Annotated in this window: 18 protein-coding genes; 6 read left to right on the top strand and 12 right to left on the bottom strand. The window is 63.9% G+C overall.

All coding sequences use genetic code 11. From position 1 onward, the window contains the following. Positions 1–898 precede the first annotated feature (898 nt). Positions 899–1,228: a DUF7793 family protein gene (locus PUN71_RS20960; RefSeq protein ID WP_277799954.1), complete on the top strand. Its 330-nt coding sequence runs from the start codon at positions 899–901 to the stop codon at positions 1,226–1,228. Positions 1,229–2,327: 1,099 nt separating this feature from the next. Here PUN71_RS20960 and PUN71_RS23225 read toward each other — a convergent pair. From PUN71_RS23225 to PUN71_RS20925, 7 genes are all read right to left on the bottom strand, one after another. Further along, positions 2,328–3,353 (bottom strand): recombinase family protein, encoded by a 1,026-nt coding sequence (locus PUN71_RS23225; RefSeq protein ID WP_502861211.1) that lies wholly within the window; start codon positions 3,351–3,353, stop codon positions 2,328–2,330. Then, complete coding sequence (locus PUN71_RS20950) at positions 3,350–3,487, bottom strand: hypothetical protein (RefSeq protein WP_277799953.1); 138 nt, start codon at positions 3,485–3,487, stop codon at positions 3,350–3,352. Before PUN71_RS20950 ends, PUN71_RS23225 begins: the two co-directional genes overlap by 4 nt. 655 nt (positions 3,488–4,142) lie before the next feature. Beyond that, positions 4,143–4,481 (bottom strand): TniB family NTP-binding protein, encoded by a 339-nt coding sequence (locus tag PUN71_RS20945; RefSeq protein ID WP_277799952.1) that lies wholly within the window; start codon positions 4,479–4,481, stop codon positions 4,143–4,145. 2 nt (positions 4,482–4,483) lie between these two features. Further along, positions 4,484–5,029 carry a Mu transposase C-terminal domain-containing protein gene (locus tag PUN71_RS23220; protein WP_283532421.1) on the bottom strand — a complete coding sequence of 182 codons (546 nt, stop codon included), beginning with the start codon at positions 5,027–5,029 and terminating at the stop codon, positions 4,484–4,486. Between the two features lie 33 nt (positions 5,030–5,062). Continuing rightward, positions 5,063–5,611 carry an integrase catalytic domain-containing protein gene (locus PUN71_RS23215; protein ID WP_277799951.1) on the bottom strand — a complete coding sequence of 183 codons (549 nt, stop codon included), beginning with the start codon at positions 5,609–5,611 and terminating at the stop codon, positions 5,063–5,065. Between the two features lie 1,101 nt (positions 5,612–6,712). Next, positions 6,713–7,819: a flavin-containing monooxygenase gene (locus PUN71_RS20930; RefSeq protein WP_277799950.1), complete on the bottom strand. Its 1,107-nt coding sequence runs from the start codon at positions 7,817–7,819 to the stop codon at positions 6,713–6,715. Positions 7,820–7,825: 6 nt separating this feature from the next. After that, positions 7,826–8,293, bottom strand: a complete 468-nt coding sequence (locus tag PUN71_RS20925; RefSeq protein ID WP_277799949.1) for an ester cyclase — start codon at positions 8,291–8,293, stop codon at positions 7,826–7,828. Between the two features lie 60 nt (positions 8,294–8,353). On the opposite strand from PUN71_RS20925, the gene PUN71_RS20920 reads away from it, so the two are divergent. Continuing rightward, positions 8,354–9,037 (top strand): TetR/AcrR family transcriptional regulator, encoded by a 684-nt coding sequence (locus PUN71_RS20920; RefSeq protein WP_277799948.1) that lies wholly within the window; start codon positions 8,354–8,356, stop codon positions 9,035–9,037. A gap of 309 nt (positions 9,038–9,346) precedes the next feature. On the opposite strand, the gene PUN71_RS20915 is transcribed toward PUN71_RS20920, so the two are convergent. Then, positions 9,347–10,081, bottom strand: coding sequence for an ankyrin repeat domain-containing protein (locus PUN71_RS20915; protein ID WP_277799947.1), 735 nt, complete (start codon positions 10,079–10,081; stop codon positions 9,347–9,349). Between the two features lie 238 nt (positions 10,082–10,319). Between PUN71_RS20915 and PUN71_RS20910 the strand changes: the two genes are divergently transcribed. The 3 genes from PUN71_RS20910 to PUN71_RS20900 are packed head-to-tail and all read left to right on the top strand — an operon-like array spanning position 10,320 to position 13,692. Beyond that, the gene (locus tag PUN71_RS20910) at positions 10,320–11,186 is read left to right on the top strand and encodes a MerR family transcriptional regulator (RefSeq protein ID WP_277799946.1); all 867 of its coding nucleotides are present in this window, start codon (positions 10,320–10,322) and stop codon (positions 11,184–11,186) included. Further along, positions 11,183–12,106 carry an ABC transporter ATP-binding protein gene (locus tag PUN71_RS20905; protein WP_277799945.1) on the top strand — a complete coding sequence of 308 codons (924 nt, stop codon included), beginning with the start codon at positions 11,183–11,185 and terminating at the stop codon, positions 12,104–12,106. The genes PUN71_RS20910 and PUN71_RS20905 overlap by 4 nt, the downstream gene beginning before the upstream one ends. Continuing rightward, positions 12,103–13,692, top strand: coding sequence for an efflux permease Rv1217c-related protein (locus PUN71_RS20900; protein ID WP_277799944.1), 1,590 nt, complete (start codon positions 12,103–12,105; stop codon positions 13,690–13,692). Before PUN71_RS20905 ends, PUN71_RS20900 begins: the two co-directional genes overlap by 4 nt. 231 nt (positions 13,693–13,923) lie before the next feature. On the opposite strand, the gene PUN71_RS20895 is transcribed toward PUN71_RS20900, so the two are convergent. Together PUN71_RS20895 and PUN71_RS20890 are read right to left on the bottom strand one after the other, a co-directional pair. Continuing rightward, positions 13,924–14,229 carry a hypothetical protein gene (locus tag PUN71_RS20895; RefSeq protein ID WP_277799943.1) on the bottom strand — a complete coding sequence of 102 codons (306 nt, stop codon included), beginning with the start codon at positions 14,227–14,229 and terminating at the stop codon, positions 13,924–13,926. A 105-nt stretch (positions 14,230–14,334) separates the two neighbouring features. Beyond that, positions 14,335–14,814 carry an SRPBCC domain-containing protein gene (locus PUN71_RS20890; RefSeq protein ID WP_277799942.1) on the bottom strand — a complete coding sequence of 160 codons (480 nt, stop codon included), beginning with the start codon at positions 14,812–14,814 and terminating at the stop codon, positions 14,335–14,337. Between the two features lie 172 nt (positions 14,815–14,986). Between PUN71_RS20890 and PUN71_RS20885 the strand changes: the two genes are divergently transcribed. Beyond that, positions 14,987–15,583, top strand: a complete 597-nt coding sequence (locus tag PUN71_RS20885; RefSeq protein ID WP_277799941.1) for a TetR/AcrR family transcriptional regulator — start codon at positions 14,987–14,989, stop codon at positions 15,581–15,583. Positions 15,584–15,952: 369 nt separating this feature from the next. Here the strand turns inward: PUN71_RS20885 and PUN71_RS20880 are convergent, their stop codons facing one another. Together PUN71_RS20880 and PUN71_RS20875 are read right to left on the bottom strand one after the other, a co-directional pair. Next, positions 15,953–16,156, bottom strand: a complete 204-nt coding sequence (locus PUN71_RS20880) for a hypothetical protein (RefSeq protein WP_277799940.1) — start codon at positions 16,154–16,156, stop codon at positions 15,953–15,955. Between the two features lie 45 nt (positions 16,157–16,201). Beyond that, on the bottom strand, positions 16,202–18,478 hold the full coding sequence (locus tag PUN71_RS20875) for an HAD-IC family P-type ATPase (protein ID WP_277799939.1): 2,277 nt from the start codon (positions 18,476–18,478) through the stop codon (positions 16,202–16,204). Between the last annotated feature and the right edge of the window lie 90 nt (positions 18,479–18,568).

Raw genomic sequence — 18,568 nt, 5'->3', positions numbered from 1 at the left:
CGGTCACTTCTCCGGCAAGCGCGGAACTGGCGCCTGCTCCCAGAAGGATCGGCGCCACGAGCAAACCGGTAAGCCAGCTCTTTTTGAACACTGTTTTGCCTCCTTATTTCATTTTCATTTACTACACATGAGAAATGACCAATGAACCGTCCGGGAGACCTAACGGAAAGAACATGAGTATGGTTGGCTGCGATGATAGTCCCTCCTCGGCAGCTGGACTAGGGCCTTGGAATAAAATGCGTAGCATGCTCGACAAACACCTCAATGGACGGCGCCAGCAAGGGTCCCTCAGCCTCGGCCATGGCAAGAGCGGGTTCCGCGCCGAGGTGGTGGCTTTTCCCTAAATAACATGTTTCATCAGCTTGGAGGTCGGCAAGGGAAATCACCACGCCGCCACTTTGGATGACCAGGAACAAGATTGCTGGATGAGGAATTGCCCGAACGGTGAGGGCTCACTCCGCCTCATCCTGCAAGATCTAAGGGGCCTTGCTGGTAGTGGATGAGCCCGCCACCATCGGAGCCTCCGTCGGTCTGCCCCCAAACCACTGCTGCACGCCCCCTCAAAGCTTTCCGTCCTTTGTAAGAATCCTGCCGACAGCGTCTAATCAGGCGCCCACTGAAAAGAGCCGCGAAGGCTCGTTTGTCATCTTGTCTGGTGTGGATTGTTAGCGGATTATGTGCAGTGGCGGTGTTCTACCTCGCTGGGGAGGGTCCTTTTAGCCTTCATCGAGGCTCCGTCAGGGGGCTGGCTCGTGGTCTCAGGTATTCAGGAGTCAGCCCCCGCTTCTCGTACGCGACGACGGGTAGGGCAGGACCTGGGGCGTGGCGAGCTTCCGTTTTACTTTGGATTACCATTACAGCTTGGGGGGCCGAAAGAGTCACGAGGCAAGGACCCGCCATGGGCCGTTTCGAGATCACTGATAAAGGCGCCGTTGAACTCGCCGACGGGATCGTGCGGCTGTCCTGGAGGCCGCGCCAAACCATAGACGTAGACGATGCTCACCGTGCAGTCGCCGCCATCGATGAGCTCTGCCAGGAAAATAGCTTGCCGCTGCTCATTCTCGTAAGAGGGGTGAACTTCACCCGGGCAGCCTGCAAAGTTTATCCGTCCGAGGGAAGCGTCTCACGGATCGCGTTGCTGGGTTCCTCTCCGGTGGACTACACCATCGCACTCTTCTTTTTGCGACTATGTCCGCTGCCCTGCCATGTCAGCTATTTCACCTCGTGAAGGAAAGCCCTGACTTGGCTCCGCCGGGACACCCGCCTGATGCCGGAAAGGAAACCATGAGCGCGATTTGACCGGCAGCATCTTCCGGACACCTCCGTGCACCGCAACTATGGAGAAGGCCCGCCGTCAGGGGAAACGGCAGGCCTTCAGTCGGGGACGAATTCCACACTGCTACAGAAATCGGCTCACGGGGGACACGCGCCGCGTCTGCTTAACGGACGGGTTCATGTTAGCGTGCGCCTCTCAGGATTAGGTCAAGGTTCCGACACTGTCCGCTCAGGTTTCGAAGTTTCGCATTCCGCTCGTCCCTGATGCCTGCCAGGGACGTTGACCCTTTTGACTTGAAAAACACCTCGACATATGATCAGGCGGTCGCCCCGATGTTTTCCCCCAATAGCATTGGGGCGACCTCATTCCTGCAGCCCCAAGTTCGCGATCTCACTTGGGCCGTAGTTCACTAAGAGTCAGCCTCAGAACTTCAACCTCCAGCCCAGTCATGAGGGGAATGTCGTGGATGAATGCATCGAGTTCCAAGACGTCGGCGCTCCCTCCCCGGGCTTGGTATTCAACCCAGAGGTCCTCTATGCAGAGGACACCTGATTCGATCAGGGACCGTGCGGCACGGCGAGGGTCAGACCTGTTCATTTCGACCTTCCGCATCAGGCCAACTACCAGCGTGTGACTTGCAACCAAGAATAATCAGTATGCTGAGAATTATTTCACGCTTTCCGCCGACGTACCAAAGGTTTTTGGCGTTGTTCTGCAGCGCCGAGAGCGGTCACGCGTCCGTGTCCAATGGAGACAGGTTGTGGCAGCCAAGACAGAGCATGCACCTGAGAGGAGCTCTGACCCCTACCGCAGCAATCGAAAACAGCCGGTGCAGGCGACTTCGGACATTCTGTGCAGACGACTGCTGAAAACGACACCAGGCCTCGGAATTGGTGTGCGCATGAACGGACCAACCCGAACGGGGGCCGTGCTGACGTTCGGCGAAGGGCTGGGGGTTCTGCGCACCACATCGGTCGGTTCCGACTTCCAGTGTCAGTTTCAGAAGTTGCCTGCACAACGTCGGCTACCGAAAGTAGTCCTGTGCAGGGCGTCAGCCAGCGGACGCTTGCAGGCTCAGCGCCTTGTCAAGAAGTCCTAACAACTGCTGGATGTGCCGTGCGACCTCTTCCCGCACCTCTTCATCAACTTGAGAAAAGAGCACCGCGAACTGCATCACGAAGACATCATCTCCAAATATCAACTTCGCATTGAATTCACGGGATGAAGGGGATCGGAGAACGTGCTGCAGACCTGGAGGGATGTAGATGCTTTCCGGAATGCTTACCTTGCAGGCTCGAAGATCACTCAGGCGATATATGACGGGCTCACCATCATCCATATCGTCTGCCAAGCAATTGCTTTCCTCGAAAAACACGAACATGCCGTCCTTTGACATGACGAATCCATGCCATTGATCCTGATCCTCACCGCTACCACGGAACATGGTCGCAGGCACCATAAGTCGATCACCAAGGAACGCCAGATCTACCTCATCGAAGTAACGCAACGCACCGTCAATGAGTTCATTGGCATCTTGCTCCCCTGCGGAGAGATGCACCGGTTTATTGGGCGTGGGTTTTGGGGCGCCGTTGGGATATCCGGCGTCAAATACAAGTTCCCCTTCGCCGGGGCCGAAAATCTTTAGACATAGCATCAACACGTATGCCGACTTCGCCACAGGATCGGGTACTTGTTTAAGCTGGCCTTCAAAACGGCTCACCAACCACGTGACCTCACTTTTCCCAACTACTGGCTCGGGGAGCCATATCGGACGGGCTGTGGCGGTGTCGATGGCCGCGCCCTGGCCGGTGAGTACCTTGAGTCCGATGCCGGGTTCGGTGAGGTCGTGGACGATGTTGACCAGGTGTCGCAGGTCCCGGCCCAGCCGGTCGAGTTTCCAGACAACCAGGGTGTCGCCGTGCCCGAGGGCTTTGAGGCAGGCAGTCAGCTCCGGTCGATCATCTTTCTTCCCGGACGCCCTGTCCTCGTACATGGAGTTGTCTGCGATGCCTGCGGCCAGGAGTGCGTCCCGCTGCAGGTCCGTAGTCTGGGACCCGTCGGTCTTGGAGACCCTCACATTACGCGGTGTTGCTCGAGGCCCGTTCGGTTGGCGAGCTCGTCGAGCAGGTGCGGTGGCGGATTCAGGTCCAGCTCTGCGTCACTGAGTTCCCGGTGACCGAGTCCGTGTTCGAGCAGCTGATGGGAGTACATGCCGTAGCTGCCAGCCGTCCGCCGCAATGCACGAACCGATTGGGAGTCGGTGGGAAAATATTTCAGGGGACGTTCTTTCAAACCAAAGATTTCAAGAACAGATTGATTTGAGAATCGTGGTGTTCTCGGCTAGCGGCTGGGACTTTCCGCGGTAAATGGTTACGTTTTCACAGCGCTATTTGGCGCATGGCGCGGCCCGCAAGGGAAGGGAACCGGGTTTCCTACGAGGGGGTTAGGTCATTTCTTCCAACGACGTGTACGACCACGAGTGCGGTTGCCACGCCATCCGCTCGCACGTAGCGGATGATCGCCCGAACACATCCGTAGAAGCCGAACACAATTGCACCCCAGAAAACAACGTAAGTCCCGCCGGTGTTCGTCGCAGACGACAGGGTCCCCAGGGTCACCACCAGCCCGACAACGAAAATGGCGCCGTAAACCAAGGCAGAGTTTCGTGCTTTCCGCCGGATGGCGGCAGCCACCTCTTGAATCGTCCTACTTATTTCCGACATCTCGTTACCCCCATGAGTTCGCAGCCCGCGCACCGCTGATACCGCCCCACGAGCCTAGCTGCAACTGTCCAAATGCTAACGAAGGTACCGGCGGCACGTCGGCGTGGTTGAAGAGGTGCCCCAAGCGCTGCCAGGAGCGCGATTTAGAAGCGCAACACGGAAGGCTCCGACGGCATCTGCACGCATAACACCGGAATGTGTTCCCGTTCTGTCTCGGCCACGGGCAGGTGTCCCCGGCGAAACTTTTCCACGATCATTGACTTGCCGTTGTTCGTCGGCCCGATCAGCAACAGATTCGGCATTCGCTGTTTGCCTGGCCAGCACAGCAGGGTTTCCAGGCGGGCCACTGCCTCCACCGCGCGCGGGTAGCCGATCCACCGGTCGGCCCTGATCAATTCAACCCGCTCGTTCGCATGCAACCGTGCTGTGTCCCGCACACTCGGGTGCAGGTGGGACAACTCCAATGCCTCGTACTCGGGCATGCTCACCACTGCTCGATCTGATCGAACAGCGGCACCCGGGCCGCATCCACGGCAGTGTCCGGCGCCTGCTCAGCAGCGGCTTCCGGCGGAAGTAGCGGGGCAGGTGGCACGGCGCGCCGCGGCGTGGCTGCAGTGCGGGCGGCGTCGCGGCGCATGCGCCTGGTGGTCTTCGACGCAGTGTTTGCGATTTCCCGCATTTGCTCGATGGTGCGGAACAACGCCGCCTCATCCACTTGCGCTACGCCGCGCTCGTGCAACCGCGCCAACGCGTGCCGGTGCTCCCACAGGCTCACGGACGGGTGCGCCATCGTCCGGTAAGGGACCTCCACGTAGTGAACCCCCTCTGGTTCCAACACCCAGATTCGGCTGATGTCCCTCGGGTCCCGGCGGATCAGAAACGGCCCAAGCGTCTCGCACCGGCTGGTCCACGGCCTCAGTGCATTCGAGAAATAGTGGACACGGTCGATGACGAAACCCGTCCGCGTCAGGGTACGCCGCACGACGGGAAGAAATTCAACCAGGAACGCTGCCGGGTTCGAGGCAACCACAGGCAACCCCGTTGCCACCACCCCATCTGCCCACTAACCAGCCGGCGTCTGGCCCAGCGTGCTGTGAATGGTGCCGTGGTAGCTGGTGACGGCAAGGGCCATCCATTTCTCCAGCTCGTGGAGCGTCAGCGCCACCTTCCGGTCCGAGTCATACCGTCCCCGTTCGCTGGGGTTGGAAAAGGTAGTCCCGGGAAGTTCGTGAATCTGCTGCATCGCAGTGCCGATCAACCGTTCCACGATCCCGCCATAATGAGGCCGTCCCGGCGGGCGGTAAGCCAACTGAATACCATGCTGCTCGCATCCTCGCCGGAGCGCCTCGCTCTTAAATTCGCTGGCGTTATCCAGATACAGCTGTCTCGGCTTCCCGCTCATGGGCCACGGCGTCTCGATACCCAAGCTCTCAAGCCATGGCCTTTTATCAGTCCCGGCATGTGCCAGGCACAGTCCCACCGACACGGCCGAGGGCGCCTCCAGCGACACAACCATGCCGATGATGCACCGGCTGTAAACATCGATCGCGACAGTCAAATGCGGCCGACCAATCGGTCGCCGCTCCCGCTCGTCCACGACGATCACGTCCATGACCGTGGTCGATCTGCACCCGCTCCAAAATCGCGCCAACCGTCGGCACCTCGTCCCCGGCCGACTGCAACGGCCGTACCGCATCGGACCCTCCCCTGCGCCGGCCTACCTCAACTGGATTTAACGCCCGGATTCGCGGCTCCACCATATTTCGGGCCGGGACAGCGAGCTGACGGGCACGGCACGCGGCAGCAATATCGCGATACACCGCCGCCAAGGTCCGTTTCTGCCGGGTCAGGAACTGCTTCCGCACTGCCTCCCGCACAAGGTCCTCGACCTCTTCTGACAGCCGTGCGGTTCCCTTCCCTCCGGAGGAGCGGCCAGGAGCCAAATCGGTCAGCAACCCAGACCCGTCACGATGGCATTTGATCAGTACGTAGACTTGGCGGCGCGATATTCCCAGCGCCGTGGCGGCGGCCTCAACAGCTGCCCTGCCAACAACAGCGTGCCCGGCCAAGGGTGCGATCACCGCCGAAACCGACTTCGTCCGGGCCCACAGAACATCTGGCATGGTCAACGTGCCCGACTCACGAATGTGTGTCGATTCTGCATCCACTCTGCCACCTCCCTTGCTGTGCAGAGGAGTAGTAAGCAACAAGGACCTTAGTGCAGAGGAGTACGGAAAAACCAGTGCTCACCACCCGCCTGCACAACCGTAAGGACATGTGGCCGGCCGTGCAGGCGAGTATGGAAAATGACAGCGGGGGTCGCGCCGTGTTCTCGGCAGCAAAAGAAATGTCTTGAAAACCTTTTGCTTTTCAAGACAGCGTGTCCTTTCGGGGAGGAGAACGTTGAATATTTTGTGCAGCGAGAAGACCCGACGCGGGCGGGCCCGGCCTTCTCGGATAACTTTTCCAGTTGGCGCTAGCAGACTACGCGGGTTCCACCGCTGTAGGTGCCCGGGATAGCCAAGGTGGCGCCGCTGGTGTTGTCAGTGACGACGGCGTTGGTGTATGACCACGCGGTGAGAGTTGCCGTCTGGCCTGAGGGGCAACCCAGAACGGTGGCAGGATCAGCGGGAGTCAACGTCAGTGAACCGACGATGTTGCCGTTCTTGTCTGCCGAACGACATGAACCAGCGCACGGGTCTCGCAGGTTCGGTCAGGTGGCTGAACCGGCAGAGACATCTGAGCGCGTCTGGCGGTCTCTCGCCGCGATGTGCCGGGCGATGTATCGGGCGTCGCGCCCTACACCATGGATCATGGAGGACGCCAGAGCGTACTGGAACAACCGGCCGAGGAAATACAAGCCAGGCTGTGCCCTCACCACGCCGCGTTGTTGCTCGGGTTCGCCGTCGGCGCCGAACACGGGCAGGTCGATCCAGCTGGTATCAGGGCGGAAGCCGGTGCACCACACCACGTTCGAGACTTCGATCGTCCGTCCGTCCGCCAGCAGCGGCAGGCCGTCGTGGACGCCGTCTGTCCTGGGCACGCGCTGCACGCCGGCGGCGGCGAGGTCACCGGCCTTGACGCGGATCAGCGGGCCACTGTGCGTTAGCGCTTGTGAACGGAGCTTGCGTCCGATCGGTGTTCGCACGGTCAGGACGTGGGAGAAGGCGAAGAAGATCATGCGGTTGAGGGGGCGGGCCGCGGTCCGCTCGATCCGCCATGGCACTTGGCCGGGATGCCTGCCTGAGAGGTAGGTCCGGTGGCTTCGGGAGATTTCGAGTGCTATGTCGGCGCCGGAGTTGCCCGCGCCGACGATCAGCACGTCGCCGGCGAGCAGTTGCGCGGGGTTGTGGTAGTCGCCCGCGTGCACCTGTCTGATTCGCGGATTGAGCTCGGCGGCGAAGGCGGGCATGTTGGGCAGCTGGTCGAAGCCGGGAGCGACAACCACGTTGTCGGCTTCGAGCAGCTGGCCGTCGGACTCGATCACGTATCCTTGGCCGTTGTGGCTCAGCCGGTCCACCCGCACACCGTTGCGCACGGGGAGCGCGAACTCGGCGGCATAGGCGCGCAGGTAGTCCGCGAACTCCTCGCGGGTAGGGAACGACCACGGGGGGGCCGGATAGCGGCTGCCGGGCAGCGCGTCATAGCGTGCGGGGGTGAACAGGCGCAGTGAGTCCCAGCGCAGCCGCCAGGAATCGCCGATGTGCGGGTTGGCGTCCAGGATCACGAACGGGCGGTGCATTCGCGCCAGGTGGTAGCCCATGGCGAGGCCGGCTTGCCCGCCGCCGACAACTACGGTGTCGAAATGTTCGGCGCCCATGAGGTTCTACCTTTCCGCCGTGGCCCGCGGCCGCAGCAGCTCGCCGAGATGACCAGCTTGTGTGAGGAGCGTGAATCGGTCGGGCACACCCCAGTGCTCGACCAGCTTGCCTTCGCGGAAGCGGGCGATGTCCACGACCGTGATGCTGATCTTGCGTCCGCTCGGGCGGCGTCCGAGGACGCCCCCTGTGTCGGTGCCGCGGGCGGTCATCCGCGTCCAGATGGTGTCGCCGTCGGCGACCACCGCGTCGAAGCTGTAGCGCACGTCGGGCATCCCCGCGTGCACCTCGCGAATCGCCTGCCTGAGCCGGGCAACGGCTGCAGGGCCCGAGCTCTCGCTGCCGAACTGGTGCTCCACCAGATCCGGCGAGACCAACTCGTCGACCACTCCCGGATCGCCGGCTTGGAAGCCGTCGACGATCAAGCGGCGAAAGGCCGCCGCATTGTCCTGCCCCAGGGCTGCCAATCCAACCACCCCGGCCTCCTGCTATATAATTGATCCTATGGAACTTCGGATGAATAAAGGCTAAGTCGGATGACGAATGAAGTCAATGCTCGTACGCGGCGCTATCACTCGCCCCGGCGCAAGAAGCAGGCCGCCGCAACCCGGCACGCCATCCTGACGGCCGCCCGCGACCTGTTCGTCCAACAGGGCTACGCCGCGACCACCATTGGGGAGATCGCCCGGCGCGCCGACGTTGTCGTCGACACCGTATACGCCACCATCGGCCGCAAACCCGCCCTGCTGCGCGAGGTCGTGGAAACCGCCATCTCGGGCACAGACCAGTCCGTGCCCGCCCAGCAACGCGACTACGTCCTACGCCTCAAGCAGGCCGGGACGGCGACCGCGAAGATCAGCATCTACGCGCAGGCCCTTGCCGAGATCCAGCCAAGGCTTGCCCCGGTGTACGTGGCTTTGCGCGATGCAGCCAGTGCCGACAGCGAGTGCGACGCGCTTTGGACGCAGATATCCGAACGGCGGGCCGCCAACATGCGCAGGTTCATCGCCGACCTTGCAGCAACCGGCGAACTTCGCACCGACCGACCCACCGACGAACTGGCCGATGTGGTGTGGAGCATGAACGGCCCCGAGTACTGGGTGCTGCTCGTCGGCCAACGCGGCTGGACGCCGCGCCAGTTCGCCGTTTGGCTCACGGATGCGTGGTCCCGGCTCCTCCTCACGACCGGTCACCCCCGGGGGCCGGGTTCTGGTCCCTGATCCGGAAGTGGCCCTGCAGAGCCTCCGCTTACCCGTGAATAGCAAGCGTCCTTCGATACGTCCAGGTTCAGGACCCGCGGAAGCCTCTCGGCAGTTCTATAGCCGTTGCAATGGAGAAGCGTTAACGACGGGGACGGCGGCGTGGGCTTGGATGCTCCATATCCGTCAAGGGGGTCGGCAGGTGCTGGAACGTCTGGACCTGGCGGTGGTCTTTCGGCCGCAAACTCCTTGGTCCTTGGTGGGGACGGGCCTCTATCGCCGAGCCCCAGCCCGGTTCCTGACGGGGGCTTCGATTGGCTTGGTTGATCGTCAGTCGCTGGTGCGGTGCACACCCAGCTGCCCGAGCCATTCGATGACGTTGTTCCGCTGCGTGCCGTGGTTCGACGCCGCGTCGAGAACGGTTCCCCGGCCGTAGACGGGTGTGAAGGCAAGGCTGGCTCCGTGCTCGTGGAGGAGCGCAGCAGCACGCCGGTATCCGGCGGCGCAGGCATGCCAGAATGCTTGGTCGAGGGTGGCTTCCGTCGAGTTCACCGGGTCACGAAGCAGGTCCTCGACCCGGTCGAGCAGACCCAGTGCCGACGCGTGCCAGAGCTTGTCGACGCTCGCGCCGCGCTCGACGAGCAGCCGGGCAACGTTCCAGCAACCATAGCCGATCGCGTTGTCCAGCGGGGAGCCGATTGAGCCGCCGGGGGCCTCGAGGTCGGCGCCTGCATCGATGAGGACGCGCGCAACGTCTGCGTCGTCGCTGCTGGCTGTCCAGTGCAGCGGAGTCTCGCCCGTCCCGTCCTCTTTTCCCCGGGCATCGACGTCCGCGCCGGAATCAATCAGCATCTGTGCGATGCGGGGGCCGTTGGGAAAATAACCCGGCCAGTCGGTCGCAACGTGCAAGGGGGTCCGTCCGCGTGCCATGCCGCCGAGCCGGGCGGCGGCGAGCTCGGGATACAGGGCCAGCAGTTTTCCCAGCGCACTGACGTCTCCCGACCGGACGGCCAGGAACACCTTTACGTGATCCTCATCCGTGGGCGGCGCCGCTCCTTTGGTCATGAACGGCAGTGTACAGAATCCAAGTCCTCTGAGAACCACACCCATGGGTTTGGCATGGCAAGCGTTCATTTCGAGAAGACGGTAGCAAGTGACGTCATTTCCGTGCTGACAGGCCGATAAGGCCAGGCAACGGCGTCCGAGAACCTCTTCGACGCATGCGTTTGGCCTCGGAGCTATGCCTCCCTGCCGGGAAATCCTTCCTTGACAGTGACGTTACGTCACATCCCATTATGGTTGCATGCGCATCAGTCAGTTGGCCGAGATCACGGGAACGACGCCGCGGACGGTCCGCTATTACCATCAGATCGGTCTGCTTCCCGTCCCGTCCTCTCGGCATGGCTACCGCGATTATGGCTTCGAGCATGTGGCGCGGATGCTTCACATCCGGTGGGTCGCGGACGGCGGTGTGCCGTTGGACCGGCTGCCCGATTTCATCGGCGTCGGAGGCAGCAGTACCTCGGCGGACGCTGCCGCGGACCTGGAGGCCGCGCTCGAGGCGGTCACCCGACGGATCGAGGAATTGACGGTCCAGCAGGCGCATGTGGCACGGCTGCTGCGGATCGTGGAGTCGGGCTCGGCTCTGACTCCTCTTCCGCTTCCCCTGGTGCGGCTCTACGAGGAGATCGAGAACCGTACCAGTGACGAGGCGGTCCGGCGGGGTATTCGCGGCGAGCGGGAGCTGCTGGAGGTCGCGGCGTATCGTGGGGTGCTTCCCGAGGCTGTGACCGCGTTCGCGGTGAACTTCTATGGTTCGACCCTTGAGGAGGCTTTGGAGCTCTTCGGCGAGTTGCAGCACCTCGGTGAAAGGACCGAAGGGCTGTCCGCGGGCGACGTCGCTGCGGCCATCGACTCCCTGGCCGCGCGCACCGTCGAGCTGATCGCGCGGGCTGGCGGCATGGATCTGGCCGATCTCATCTCCCCGTTCGAGGGGCACGTGCCCCCGGACATCATGGAGCTCGTCACCCTCGTCTTTCCCGGACACGTGCACAGGCTCTTCCTCACAGCGGTCACTGAGCGTGCAGGCATCCTGGCTCAGAGCCGGCCCTCCGGCGGCAGTAGCCGAACCGCGCCCGATTCGACCGCGGCGGAGGTGGCAAGGCGATGACCGGCGTCCATCGCGCCCCGTCGTCGAACCCCATCCAGGTCCGGGGGCTGGTCAAGGCCTTCGGTGAGTTCCGTGCCATCGACGGGCTCGACCTCGACGTCGAGCAGGGTTCCGTCCACGGCTTCCTCGGTCCTAACGGCGCCGGCAAGACCACGACTATCCGCGTCCTGCTTGGCCTCTACGGCCGCTCCGCCGGCGAGGTGCGCGTCCTCGGCCTCGACCCCGGGGCGCACCCGGCGGAGGTCACGCGCCGGATCTCCTATGTCCCGGGGGATGTGTCCCTCTGGGGCAACCTCACGGGGCAGGAGGTTCTCGATGTGCTCGCCCGGCTCCGCGGAGCGTACGATACCGCGACCGAGCGAGAGCTCGTGGAGCGGTTCGCCCTCGACCCGAGCAAGCGTGTGCGTGCGTACTCGACGGGGAACCGGCAGAAGGTCATGCTCGTGGCCGCCTTCGCCGCCCGGACAGAGCTCCTGGTCCTGGACGAGCCGACGTCCGGCCTCGACCCGCTCATGGTGCGGGTCTTCGCCGGCTGCATCCGCGAGGCCGCCGGACAGGGCCGCACCACCCTGCTCTCCAGCCACCTTCTCGCTGAAGTCGAGCAGCTGTGCCGGGATGTGACCATCATCAAGGACGGCCGGTTGATCGAATCGGGCCCGCTCGCCCGGATGCGCCACCTCGCGGCCTCGACCGTCACGGCCGAGCTCGGGGAGGGGCGAGCGTCCGTCCTGTCGGAACTGCGGGGGATCGGCGTGACCGTGGGCGACCCGCTGGATGGGCGGCTCGAGTTGAGCGTCCCCCGCACCCAGGTCCCGCAGGTGCTTGCCGTCCTTGCCCGGGCCGACGCCCGGGACATCACGTGCATCCCTGCGAGCCTCGAGGACCTCTTCCTGCGCCATTACCAGACGAGCCCGCGATGACCACCCTCGTCGTGTTCCTCCTGCGCCAGCAGCGCGGCCGCATCCTGGCCTGGCTGATTCCGCTCGCCGCCCTCGTCGCGGTCACGGCCCCGTCCTATGCGGCCACGTATCCGGCGCTGTCCGATCGGCAGGTCCTGATCGAGACCATGCGCTCTAACCTGGCCCTGAAGGTCTTCTACGGCATCCTCCCGTCCCCGGGCACGCTGGGGCAGCTCCTGACCTTCGAGACCGGGTCCTATGTCATGTTCCTCGGTTGCCTCATGGCCCTTTTTCTCGCCGTGCGGCTCTCCCGTGGTGCGGAGGACGCCGGGACCCTGGAACTCGTGCGCTCCTGCGGGGTCGCCCCCAGCCGGTACGGGAGGGGGGTCCTCATCGTCGTCGTCTTCGCATCCGGTCTGCTGGGCGCCCTGGTGAGTCTCGTGCTCGCGCTGCAGGTCGGGCACGTGGCCGAGCTGACTGGGGCCGGTGCGGTCGCGTTCGGCGCCGTCGTTGCGGTCGCGTCGTTCGCCTTGGGGCTCCTTGCGCTGATCTGCGCCCAGCTGATGCCGGAGGCGGCGACGGCGCGATGGCTGGCGATGGCCCTGCTCGGCGCCAGCTTCGCCGTCCGTGCCGTCGCGGACACGGGTGACTACGGGTGGCTGGAATGGCTCACCCCGCTCGGGTGGAAGGCCGTCGTCGCTCCTTACGCGGGCGACCACCTGATGCCGCTCCTGGCCTTCCTCGCAGCGGAAGCCGTCCTCGTCGCCGTCGAGCGTCTCCTCGGCGCCCACAGGGAATTCGGTGCCGGCTTTATCCGTGCCCGCGAAAATAGTTCACGGCGCGGGCGGGCCCGGTCCGCCTTCGGCCTCGCGGCGAGGCTCTCCCGCGCCCAGATCGTGGCGTGGTCCGTGGGCATGGGGCTGCTCGGAGCCCTCTTCGGGGGCCTGAGCTCCGGCCTCGTTGCCCTCATCGAGAAGGACAGGGCCACGAGCGAGCTCATGCAGGGCATGACCAGTCAGGCCTCACCCGTTTCCAGCTACTTCACCTTCGTTGGCCTCATCGTCGGGATCACCGGTGCCTGCTACGTCGTCATAGCGGTCGGCCAGGCGGCCCGCGACGAGAGGGCGGGACTCGTGGACCTTGTCCTCACCACTGGGCAACGACGCTGGCAGGTGCTCGCGGCCACCGCGGCGGTCGCGGCGCTTGGCTCGCTCATTCTGTTCGCGGCGGCCGGGCTCGCCGCGGCGGCGACGACCGCAGCCCTCGTGCACCAGGACCATGCCGCGCTCCGCGCCTTCGGCTACATCGTGGGCCAGTGGCCCGCGTGCCTCGCACTCGAGGGGGTGGCCCTGCTGATCGTCGCCGTGGCTCCCCGCTGGCAGGCCCTGGCGTGGGCACCCCTTGCGGGCAGCGCGACGGTCGCGATGCTCGGTAAGCTCCTCCGCGTGCCCGCATGGGGCGGGACCATCGCCGTCTTCGGGCATGCCCCGGACATCGCGGCGGCAGTACCCCACTGGGCGGCCTCCGGGTGGCTGGTCGCCGTCGGCGTCGCCGCAGCCGTCCTCGCGGTCGCGGCCGTCGGACGCCGCGACATCGCCACGGGATGAGCATCGTCACTGTGGCCCCGTGGGCGGCCGCAAGCTGTCCCTGACATCGACTTTCCGGATTGTGCCCGCCGGCATCACTGAGCACTCGGTGACGCTTCCGCTGGGCGGCGGAGAGCCTGGGCCTTCTTCTCAGGGAGCGTCCCCGTGCCCGCTGTGAGGCGGCAGCACGGGTCGAAGCCGGGCGCGCAGGGCGGGAGACCGCGCACACCGGCCTGCGCCAGGGCCTCGCCGTTAGAACTTGTCAGGAGCGTCGACTGCTTTCGCGACCGTGACCTCAGGGGGTACGTTCGGGTCAGCGCCCACTGAACCCATGAACGCTCTCAGCTCGGGATCACTGAAGAACTTCTCGAACCCTGCCGCGGACTCCCACTCGTCAATGACGAGAACGAATCCGTCCCCCACCGCGAACTGATGGTGGATGGCCCCCCGTGCTTGAGCGCTGTCCGCGATCTTGCGGTACTCGTCCGCGCGTTCGTCGAGTGACTTGATGAAGAGACTCGAGTCAACGAAGACCTTGGCCGTGACAATGTCAGACATGATGATGACCTCCTAAAGGATTCCGATGGTGGGGATTCGTTCAAAAGCTGCTGCTCGGAGTGAGGGAGTCGGCTCCCGTGGCGTGACCGGCCTTGCCATCCAGGACTATTCCCGCGCTTGGGCCGTCGCAGTGGCGGACTGTCCGATGTGCAGTGGCTGACCTGTTTCGAGGAGTGTCTTCAGGCCGGAGACCAGATGCGGGCAGTGGCTTGTGAGCATCTCGAACAGCTGGGCATCCGAGGCGTGGCCTCGATGACTAATGGTCACCTTGCACGTCTCGCCGAACTGCTCAACGTCCCATCGGATCGTCATCTCCTGGTGGCCGGTGAATGCCGGACTGAACTTGACGTGGACGCTACGGACGAGACGCCACGGCGGCTCGGATTCGAGCACTTTTCCGTCGTACATCACCGAGGCACCGTCGGCGCTCTTCGTGACGTAGTCCGAGCCTGGCCGCCAGTCGCTCTCCACCGCACCGCCGAAGGGGTACTGGATGGTTAGGGCGGGGTTGGTGAGCGCCTCCCAGACCTGTTGCGGGGTTGCCTTGATGAAGCCTGAATAGCTGTCGATGAGTTCCTGGCTCATGGGAAGCCTCCCTAGGCCTCTGTTGATTCTCAAAGAATCCGGCCCCGCTCAAGTCGACCTAGATTCTTTAGAGTTCATTTATAATGAAAAGAATGTTACTCTGACGCGCATGACGAGACAAGCCCCGCCGAGGCGGTCTTACACTACAAACCTGCGGCAGGAGCAGGCCCGGATGACCCGCGAGCGGATCCTCGCCGCAGCCCGCAGGCTCTTGGTCACTGGCAGCTACAGCAGCGTCAAAATGGAAGAGATCGCCCGTGAGGCGGGGGTGGCACACCAGACGCTCTACGCCGTCTTCGGCACGAAACTCCGGCTGGCCCAGGAAATGGTGGACGCCGGCTGGCCCCATGTGCCCCAGCTGCTCAAGCTCGTGGACGAGGCGAAGGGCCTCAAGGACCCCGAGGCCTGGCTCCGCACGATGGCCTCTCTGCACCGGCGCATCTTCGAACCCTGCGCGGACCTGATCCGCTTCACCGGCGAGTCGGGCGACGCGGACCTCTTCGCCCACCACCAGCGGATCGAACGGAACCGTTACGAGAACCTGCGCGGCCTCGCGTCCGTGCTCGAGGGAAGCGGGCGACTACGGCCCTCGATCTCGGCCGAGGAGGCAGTGTCGGTCGCGTGGACCATGCTCGGCCCCGACTACTATGTGAAACTCGTCTTCGACCGAGGCTGGACACCTGACCGTTACGAGGAATGGGTCACCCAGGCGCTCATCGACTTGTTCTTGACTTCAAGGGCGAGTCCGGGACCGCAGCCTGAACCATGATGTTCTGATCGTGTTCGCTTGACGCCGGCGAATGGAGAAGCCGAGACGCGCCTAACTTCCCAAGAGACTGGCGGTAATACACCAACAAGAACGAGACCGGCTTATTCTTGTTCAATCCGCCCCTGCAGGTATCTCCTGGAGAAAAACCTCACTGCAACCGCCGACTTCCGTCACCGCTGTGTTGTCTCATTGCAGCGGCAGGGAGGAGACGGTGTCTGCGGCCTGGGCGGTGGGTTGCGATGGCTTTGCTGAGTTGGCGATCGCCTCCGCGGTTCAGGCGGAAATCTGGTCGTTCCGCCGGATGAGGCTGGGTCGGCATGTGCCGGCCAAGGCTGCGAATGCGGCTACGGAGCGTACTCTTCCGGTGTGTTACCAGGCGGTGAGGATGATTGCGGCGAGCACCGGGCCGATACCGTAGATATTCAGAAGGGCCGGCTGAACCTGCTGCACAAGTATCTCCAGTTCGGAGTGGTTCTTGGCCATCTGTTCTTGCAGCGTCAGAATTTGCTTCGCTACCTGACGGCTTCGCAGCGGCAGGTTCGAGTCCCGAATTCCTCGTCCCGTTCCCTCCACGCTGCGATGGTGTTGATCTGTGTGCTGGTCAAGGCGTTGCGGGCATCAACGCCAAGGTCGACAACTCGCAGGAGAGCTGTGGGCTGCCCCCAGGATTGTGGCTGCCACGCCTGCCACCACGGGTGGCGGCACGGGGTGCATCAATGTGCCAGTCAGCGCGAGGCCTGCGGCGGCCAGGACGGCGTGAGCAGTGGCGGCCAGCAGCCATTTCGAGGGCGGATCTGTCCACGCTCGCGCGCCTGTCCTAACGATGTAGATGGTTACTTGGCTGCTGAAGACGAGGGTCAGGAAGACCACCGTGCGAAGTTCGTCTGTTCCCGCATGCAGCCATGGGCCCTGGGCGAGGACCAGAACTGCCGCCGAAGCGGCCAGCATGGGGATGGCAACAACAACGCCCCCGGTGATGATCTTCCCTGCCTGCCAGATGTCAGGGCGTGCGGACGGCCTCGCCCGGTCGCTGGTCGTTGCCATGCTGACCACAGCGTTGGCCAACAGGAGCAGGGCCATCAGCAGCGGCGTGAAGACAAATTCCTTCCACGCGAAAACGCCCAGTGCCAGCAACAGCGGGACCTCAATCTTCTTCACGCTCGCGTTCAGGGCGTAGGTGAGTGAGCGCTGGTGGATCCGGCGGCTCTCCTCGACAAGCGCCACGATGTCTTCAAGTCCTCCACGGGCCAGAACTGCCCCGGCAGCAGCTTTGGCCACATCGGTGGCACCCTCGACGGCGATACCCACTTCAGCCTGCCTCAGCGCGGGGGCGTCGTTGACGCCGTCGCCCGTCATCCCGACGATCGTTCCTGCCCGTTGAAGGCCCTTCACCAGCTGGTGCTTGTGTTCGGGGAGGACCTGGGCGACCGCTGTTACACCGGCGAGATCCGTTGCGGTAATATCCAGCTGGCCGGGAACGATCACAGATCCTTCCATGCCGAGTTTCCGCGCTATAGCTGCGGCGGTCTGCGCACTGTCACCGGTGATCATGATCGTGCGAATACCGAGCTGTCCCAGCTCTTTGAGCATCAAGGCTGCTTCGGGGCGGGGTGCGTCAGCCAGTCCAACCAGTCCACAGTGACTCCATGGGCTCCCTTCTTTCCGTATTGCCACCGCAAGGACGCGTGCACCTTCCGCGGCTATTTGGGTGAGCGCTTCGGAAAGGTCCAAGCCGGTCAGGGCAGTGACGGCTGCAGGGGCACCTTTGGTTACTTCGAAGTGGGTGCCTGCCGCATCTGTCCAGCTTGCCTGGGACCGTTTTGTTGCTGGGTCGAAGGGAACAAAACTGGTCCGCTTCCAGCCAGGCTCTCCAGCGGACCCCGGCTTGGCCAGGATCGCCAGATCGATCGGGTCCTGCGTGGCGGCATCGGAGGCTGCAGCGGCGAACTTCAGCGTTTCGCCGGGATCGGTTCCTCCGGTGCCGACGACGCCGGTTACCGTGAGGTGGTTGAGGGTCAGGGTGCCGGTCTTGTCGACGCACAGGACTTCCATGGACGCCGCGTCCTGGAGTACGGAGAGCCGGGTGGTCAGGATGCCGTCCCGGGCAAGACGCCGCGCTCCAAGTGCCCCGGCCAGGGCAAAGGCTGCCGGCAGTGCGACCGGAACCGAGGCCAGCAGCAGGACCACGGCGAGGGACAGGACGGTGTCTACTCCTGCCCCCGCCCAGGCCAGGTACGTGGTGCCTGCCACCGCGATCACCAGGTCCATCGCGATAAAGACGCGCACCATGCGCAGAACCAAGCCTCCGAGATGCTCTTTGGGTGCTGAGGAGCCCACAAGCTGCGCCGTCCGGCCGAAGTACGTGCCGGTGCCGGTTTTCAGCACGCGGGCAGTCGCCTCACCCCGGACAATGACCGTTCCCGAGTACAGGTTCGACCCCGGGGTCCCTTCGACGGGCGCGGACTCCCCGGTCAGGCTTGACTGGTCCGCCAGCACCTCGCCGTCGAGCACTTCCAGGTCGGCCGGGACGAAGTCCCCCAACCGCACGTGCACCACGTCCCCTGGGACGAGGTTCGCGGCGGGAACGGAAGACCAGGCCCCGTCTCTCAGGACCCGTGCCATGACCTGCAAACGTGAACGCAGCAGCGCCAGTGCATCCCGGGCCCTGCCCTCCTGGACGATGCCTATCAGCGCGTTGAGTACCAGGACGGCGACAACCAGGGACGCGTCAGCCCACCGTCCGAGGACGAGTTCAAGCAGCGCGGTGGCTTCCAGCATCCACGGCACGGGGGCCCAGAACTTCGACGCCAGCCGCTTGGCCCATCTCTCCTGCTGGTCGGGGACCTCGTTGGGCCCGGATGCTATCAGCAGCCTGGCAGCATCGTCCGATCTCAACCCTTCCAGCATCCGCTGAATCTTCCCTCCATGCCGCGATACCAGCCGGCCTGTGCCGGTTTCATGGGATTACCCCATCGCTCCGCAAGC

This window comes from Arthrobacter sp. NQ7, assembly GCF_029581595.2.
Lineage (GTDB): Bacteria > Actinomycetota > Actinomycetes > Actinomycetales > Micrococcaceae > Arthrobacter > Arthrobacter phenanthrenivorans_B.
The sequence above is the reverse complement of the archived record's forward strand: the minus strand, read 5'-3'. Positions and strand labels throughout refer to the sequence as shown.